Genomic DNA, 7,197 nt, shown 5'->3' with positions numbered 1-7,197 from the left:
GCCCAGCGCCACCCCGGCGCTGGCCGAGGTGGCCGCGACGCTGGCGCTGGGCCGACGCGTGTTCGGTCACCGGGCCGCCGTGGTGGCCACCGACCCGGCCGGCGCGGTCGCCGCCCTCGACGAGGTGCTGGCCACCGACGCGCGGGTGACCGGCACACCCGGGCCGCTGCGCGAGCTGGCCGGCGACTGGGTGGCCGGGCACGACGTCGACCTCACCACCCTGCATCCCGCCGGCACCATCCGGCGGACCTCGCTGCCCACCTACCCCTTCCAGCGGCAGCGGTACTGGATCGACCCCCCTCAGAAAGGCGTGCGGTGAACTGGTTCATCTCCGCCGGCAGCCGCGACCCGGCACCGGTGCAGTTGTTCTGCCTGCCCTACGCCGGTGCCGGCGCGAGCGCGTTCCGACACTGGCCCGACCGCCTCGGCCCGGACGTCGAGGTGCTGCCCGTGCAGCTCCCCGGCCGCGAGAACCGGATCAGCGAGGACCCGCGATTCCAGATCGCCGACGTGGCCCGGGCCATCGCCGAGCGGGCCGACCGGCCGTACGCCATCTACGGGCACTCGATGGGCGGCCGGGTCGGCTTCGAGGTGGTCCGCGAGCTGCGCCGCACCGGCCGGCCACTGCCCCTGCGCCTCTACATCGGTGGCGCCCGCGCCCCGCACGTCAACGCGCCCAGCGTCTTCGACGGACTGTCCCAGGTGGACGACGCCGAGCTGCTGCGCCGCCTGGAGGCCGGTGGCGGGCTCCCCGCCGGGCTGCTGGAGCACCCCGAACTCGTCGAGCTGCTGCTGCCGCTGCTGCGCGCGGACTTCGACCGGGTGGACGGCTACCGCTACCGGCCGGAAGCCCCGCTGCCGGTGCCGATCGTGGCGTTCAGCGGTCGCACCGACCGGGCGGTCACCCGGCAGCAGAGCGCCGCCTGGCGGGAGCACACCACCGCCGGCTTCACCCTGCACGAGTTGGACGCCGGGCACTTCTTCCTGCACGACGCGCTACCCGCGCTGGCCGCCACGATCCGCGCCGACCTGCGCGCGGCCGTCGGCGGAGGCGCCCCGGAGGCAGGCGGGCACCGGGTGCCGCTGGGTGACACCGGCTGGTCGGTGTGGCGTGACGCCCTGCTGCGCAGCACCGGGTTTCCGGCCGACGGGCTGACCCTGCTGGCCGCACCACGGGCGGCCGCGGCCGCCGACGAGCTGCTGGTCACCGGCGCCGGCGTCGAGCAGTTCGACAAGGAATTCGACGAGGCCGTGCTCGCCAGCGCCGGCCAGTTGTCCGACCTGGCCGCGGACCCGTTGCTGCGGGAGGCGGTCACCTGGCAGAACCGGGGTGCCCTGCCCGCATTGGACGGGCTGGTCCGCGGTGGCGCCGAGGCCACCCGCAACGTGCGCCGGCGGGAACGGGAACGCGCGCTGCTGAAGTACTGGCAGCGGTACTGCGGCAAGAACGAGACCGTCGGCTTCTTCGGGCCGAGCTGCTGGGTCACCATCGACCCCGACCTGCCGGCCGCCGCCGAGGTGCGCCCGGGCGCGGCGCTGACCCGCCGGCGCTGGGTGTGGTTCGAGTCGTGGGCGCTGGCCGCGTACGCCGAGCGGATCGGTGCGGACCCCACGGTGCGCCGGTGGTGGGCCCCCCGGCTCGCCCCGCACCTGAGCCTCGCCGGCCGCGAGGTGCGCCGACCGGGCCGGCCCCCGGTGCCGTTGTCCCCGGTCGAGGCGGCGCTGCTGGCCGCCGTCGACGGCCGCCGCCCGGCTCGTGACGTGCTCGCCGACGAGTCGATCGGGCTGCGCCGACCCGAGGACGGGTACGAGCTGCTGGACCGCCTCGTGCAGCGGGAGCTGATCACCTGGGACGCCGCGCTGCCGGTGACCCCGCACGCCGAAGAGGTGCTGCGCCAACGGATCGCCGCCATCGGTGACGCCCCGGGCCGGGCCGCCGCCGAGGCCGGCTTCGACCGGCTGCGCGCCGCCCGGGACGCGGTCGCCGCGGCGGCCGGTGACCCGGACCGGCTGCGGACCGTGCTGGACGCGCTCGACGAGACGTTCACCGAGCTGACCGGGCAGCCACCGCAACGGCGGGCCGGCCAGATGTACGCCGGCCGCACCCTCTGCTACGAGGACACCAGCCGGGACCTGGACGTGGTCTTCGGCGCGCCGCTGCTGGACGAGCTGGCGGCGCCGCTGGCCGTGCTGCTGCGGGCCGCCCGCTGGCTGACCGGCGCGCTGGAGCAGGCGTACGACGCGGTCTTCCGCGAGCTCTACGACGAGTTGCGCGCCGAGGCGGGCGACGGCCCGGTCGCCCTGTCCGACCTGTGGTTCCTGGTGCAGGGCCTGTTCTGGGGCAGCGGTGAGCGCCCGGTGGACGCGGTCGCCGCGCAGTTCGCCGCCCGCTGGGCCGACCTGTTCGGCCTGACCGGGCAGCCGTCGGACGTCACCGAGGTACGGCTGGACGTGGCGGACCTGGCCGCCCGCGTCGACGAGGCGTTCCCGCCGCTGCCGGCGCACTGGTCCAACGCCCGGCTGCACAGCCCCGACCTGCAGATCTGCGCCGCCGACGCGGACGCGCTGGCCCGTGGCGAGTACACCGTGGTGCTCGGCGAGCTGCACGCCGCCTGGCCGTCGTTCGACACCTACGCGGTCACGCCGTCGCACCCCGACGTGGAGCGGCTGCGTGCCGCGCTGGCGGCCGACCTCGGCCCGCGTCGCATCCGGCTGCTCTACCCGACCGACTGGCCGCGGCGGACCAGCCGCGTCGCCGAGTCGCTGGCCGGCCCGACCGATCGGCAGTTGGCCTTCGCGGCGGCGCCCGGCGCCGAGGAGGAGCGGGTGCTGCCCACCGTCGCGCTCACCGTGCACGACGAGGCCGGCCGACTGGTCGTCAGGGCCGCCGACGGGCAGCGCTGGCGGTTGACCGAGGTCTGCGCCGCCCTGCTCAGCACCCACGCCGTCGACGGGTTCAAGCTGGTCGCCGCCGCGCCGTACACGCCCCGGATCACGCTGGACCGGCTGGTGGTGGCCCGGCAGACCTGGCGTACCACGGTGGGGGAGAGCGGCCTGGCGACGGTGACCGGCGACCGGGCCCGCTACCTGGCGGTGCGCGAGTGGCGGCGCGGGCTCGGCCTGCCCGAGCAGGTGTACGTCAAGCTCGGCACCGAGACCAAGCCGTGCTTCGTCGACCTGAGCAGCCCCGCGTTCGCCAGCCTGTTCTGCACGATGGTGCGGGCGGCCGGCCGCGACGGCGGTGACGACGTCACGCTGGTGGTCAGTGAGATGCTGCCCACCCCGGACGACGCCTGGGTGCCCGACGCCGCCGGCCGGCGCTACTTCAGCGAGCTGCGGCTGCACATCGTGGACGCCGCCGAGCCGGAGCTGGCCCGATGAGCCACCGGCTGCCGCTCGGCGAGACCGGCTGGTCGGTGTGGCGCGACGTGGTGTTGCGCACCGCCGGGTTCCCGGCGGTCGGGCTGGACGCGTTCGCCGCCCCGGACGCCGCCGACGCCGCCGACGCGCTGCTGGCCGGCGAGGTCGCCACCGAGGTGTTCGACAAGGCGCTGGCCGTGGCGCTGGCCGACGCTTCGGCGACGGCCGGGCGGATCGCCGCCGACCCGCTGGTGCGCGAGGCGGTGACCTGGCAGAACCCGGAGATGCTGATCGCCCTGGACGGCCTGCTGCGCACCGATCCGGCGACGCGCAACGTGCGGCGGCGCAAGCGTGAGCTGAGCGTGCTGCGCTACTGGCAGCGCTACTGCGGCAAGGCCGAGACCATCGGGTTCTTCGGCCCGGTGTGCTGGGGCAGCCTCGACCCCACCGACCCGGCGACCCGGCTGCGGCCAGGACCGGAACTGGTGTCCCGGCGGGAGGTCCACTTCGAGGCGTGGGCGCTGATCGCGTACGCCGACCGGCTCGCCGACGACCCGGCCGTACGCCGCTGGTGGGCGCCGGCGTTGCCGCCGCACCTGAGCGTGGTGGGCCGGCTGCTGCACCGGCCGCTGCACCCGCCGGTGGAGTTGTCCGCGCTGGAGGCGCGGTTGCTGGCCCGCTGCGACGGGCGTACCCCCGCGGTGCGGCTGGTCGAGCGGGTGCACGCCGACGGCGACGCCGGCCTGCGCACGAGCGACGACGCGTTCCTGCTGCTCGATCGGCTGGTCGAGCGTGGCCTGCTGACCTGGGACGCCGGCCTGCCGATCAGTCCGCGGGCCGAGCAGGTGCTGCGCGACCGGCTGGCCGCGATCGGCGACCCGACGCTGCGCGCCGGGGTGACCGCCGGCTTCGACCGGCTCTGCGCGGCCCGCGACGAGGTCGCCGCGGCGGCCGGCGACCCGGACCGGCTCGGCGCGGCGCTGGCCGCGCTGAACGAGGAGTTCACCGCGGTCACCGGCCGGCCGGCCACCCGACAGGCCGGTCAGATGTACGTCGGCCGCACCGTGGTCTACGAGGAGACCGCCCGCGACCTGACGGTCACCGTCGGCGCGGCGGTGCTCGAGGCCCTCGCCGTGCCGCTGGCCGTGCTGCTCCAGGCCGCCCGGTGGCTGACCGCCGAGATCGGCGCCGGCTGCGAACGGATCCTCGCCGAGTTGTACGAGGACCTGCGCCACGACGGGCCGGTGCGGCTGGCGGACGTCTGGTCGCTGGCCCAGGGGCTGCTGGTCGCGCCGGACGGGCCACTGGCCGCCGCCGGCGCCGGCTTCACCGCCCGCTGGGCCGAGCTGTTCGGTCTGGCCGCGCTGCCGCCCGGTCAGCCCGAGCTGCGGCTGCGTGGCACGGAGCTGGCCGAGCGGGCCCGGCGGGTGTTCCCGGCGGACGCCCCGGGCTGGCCGTCGGCCCGGATCCACAGCCCGGACGTGCAGATCAGCGCCATCGACCTGGCCGCGCTGAACCGCGGCGAGTTCCTGCTCGTGCTCGGTGAGCTGCACCCGGCCACCGCCACCTTCGACAGTGCGGTCTTCGTGCCGTTCCACCCGGATCCGGCGGCGCTGCGCGCCGGACTCGACGCCGACCTGGGTCCGGCCCGGGTGCGGGTGCTCTACCCGGAGGGCTTCCCCCGGGTCACGACCCGCACCACGTACGGGCTGACCGGCCCGGCGGACCGGCAGCTCGGCATCGACACCGCCCGCGGCGGCGAGGTGGACCGGCTGGTCCCGGCGACCGAGGTACGGGTGGTGCCGTCCGGCGATCGGCTGGCGGCGGTGCTGCCCGACGGCAGCCGCTGGCCGCTGGTGGAGGTCTTCGCCAACCTGCTCGGCTCGCTGCTGGTGGACGCCTTCAAGCTGCTCGACCCGGCGCCGCACACGCCCAGGATCACCATCGACCGGCTGGTCGTGTCCCGCTGCACCTGGCGGACCACCGTGGCGGACAGCGGCCTGGCCGGGGTGACCGGAGAGGGCGAGCGGTTCCTCGCGGTGCGCCGGTGGCGGGCCCGGCTCGGCCTGCCCGAGCGGGTGTTCGTCAAGATCGGCACCGAGCTCAAGCCCTGCTACGTCGACCTGACCGGCCCGCTGTACGCCCAGTCGCTGTGCGCGATGGCCGACGCCGCCGCCCGCGTCGCGCCGGACGTCGCGGTCGTCGTCACCGAGCTGCTGCCCGGACCGGGCGAGAGCTGGGTGACCGATGCGCAGGGCCGCGGTTACGTCAGCGAGCTGCGTCTGCACGTCACCGATCCGAGCAGCTACCCCGGGGGGAACGGGTGACCGACATCCTGTCCATCAGCGCCGTGACCGGTGAGCCCTTGCCCTGGCCGGACACGACGATCGCCGAGCTGGTGGTCGCGCAGGCCGCCCGCACCCCCGACGCGGTGGCGGTGCGCCAGTGGGACGACCGGCTCAGCTACGCCGAGCTGGTGTCCCGGGCCGCCGGGGTGGCCGCCGCGCTGCGCGCGCGGGGCGTCGGCCGGCAGAGCCGGGTGGGGGTGTGCGGCACTCGCCGGCCGGAGCTGGTCGTCACCGTGCTGGGGGTGCTGCTGGCCGGCGGTTGCTACGTGCCGCTGGAGCCGGGCGGCCCGCGTCGGCGGCTGCGCGGGATCGCCGCCGACGCGGGCGTGTCCCTCGTGGTCGGTGACGCCGCCGAGGCGGAGTTCGGCGACGCGCCCGGTGTCGAGGCGGTCGGCCTGCCCGGCCCGGCCCCCCTCGTGCCCTGCCCGGCCACCCCCGGCGACCCCGCGTACGTGCTGTTCACCTCGGGCTCCACCGGTCGACCCAAGGGGGTGCTAACCAGCCACCGCAACGTGGTCGAGTTCGTCACCGGGGTGGTCACGCTCACCGGCGCCGACGCCGGCGTACGCAGCCTCGGCATCGCCTCGCTCGGCTTCGACGCGGCCACCATGGACCTGTTCGTGCCGCTGGTGCTCGGCGGCACGGTGCAACTGCTCGGCGCCGAGGACCGCGCCGACCCGGTCCGGCTGACGCGCTTCATCGCGGAGCACGAGGTCAACTGGGGCTTCATCACGCCCACCGTGCTGGCCATGCTGGACCCGGCCGAGCTTCCCGCCTGGCGCACGGTGCTCTGCGGCGGTGAGGCGGTGCCGGCCGCGCTGGCCGCCCGCTGGGCGCCCGGCCGTCGCTTCCTCAACGGCTACGGCCCCACCGAGACGACGGTGCTCGCGGTCAGCGGCCCGTTGAGCGCCACCGAGACCGAGCCGGTGCCGATCGGCCGGCCACTGCCCAACCACCGGGCGTACGTGGTGGACGGTGCGCTGGACCCGGTGCCACCGGGGGAGACCGGCGAGCTGCTGATCGGCGGACCGGGGCTGGCCGACGGCTACCTGGGCCGCCCGGCGCTGACCGCCGAGCGGTTCGTGCCCGACCCGTTCTCCGGCCGACCCGGCGAGCGGCTGTACCGCACCGGCGACCTGGTCCGGCGCGGCCCGGACGGGCGGATCGTCTACCTCGGCCGGGCCGACCGGCAGGTCAAGATCCGTGGGCAGCGCATCGAGTTGGGCGAGGTGGAGGCGGTGCTCGCCGGGCTGCCCGGGGTGACCGGGGTCGCCGTCGAGGCGGTGCCCGGCCCGGCCGGCGCCGAGCTGGTCGCATTCCTCACTCCGGCGGACGCGCCGGGCGACGCCGAGCTGCGGGCGTACGCCGGCAGCCGGCTGACCGCCGCGATGCTGCCGGCCCGGGTGCTGCGCCGCGCCGCCCTGCCGGTGAGCCCGACCAGCGGCAAGCTGGACCGGCCGGCGCTGCGCGCGCTTGCCGTGGCCGCCCT

General features: G+C 76.3%; 3 protein-coding genes and 1 pseudogene. All 4 read left to right on the top strand.

From position 1 onward, the window contains the following. A pseudogene (locus tag EAD98_RS31110) lies at positions 1–319 on the top strand (hypothetical protein); the annotation flags it as partial. Then, positions 316–3,381: a thioesterase domain-containing protein gene (locus EAD98_RS30285; protein ID WP_121657361.1), complete on the top strand. Its 3,066-nt coding sequence runs from the start codon at positions 316–318 to the stop codon at positions 3,379–3,381. The pseudogene EAD98_RS31110 and the gene EAD98_RS30285, both read left to right, overlap by 4 nt. After that, positions 3,378–5,687 (top strand): lantibiotic dehydratase, encoded by a 2,310-nt coding sequence (locus EAD98_RS30280; RefSeq protein WP_121657360.1) that lies wholly within the window; start codon positions 3,378–3,380, stop codon positions 5,685–5,687. The genes EAD98_RS30285 and EAD98_RS30280 overlap by 4 nt, the downstream gene beginning before the upstream one ends. Next, the coding region (locus EAD98_RS30275) for an amino acid adenylation domain-containing protein (protein WP_121657359.1) at positions 5,684–7,197 on the top strand (1,514 nt) is incomplete at its 3' end. The genes EAD98_RS30280 and EAD98_RS30275, both read left to right, overlap by 4 nt.

The sequence above is a fragment of the Micromonospora sp. CV4 genome (genome assembly GCF_003667455.1).
Classification (GTDB): Bacteria; Actinomycetota; Actinomycetes; order Mycobacteriales; family Micromonosporaceae; genus Micromonospora.
This window is presented reverse-complemented; position numbering and strand designations above follow the sequence as displayed.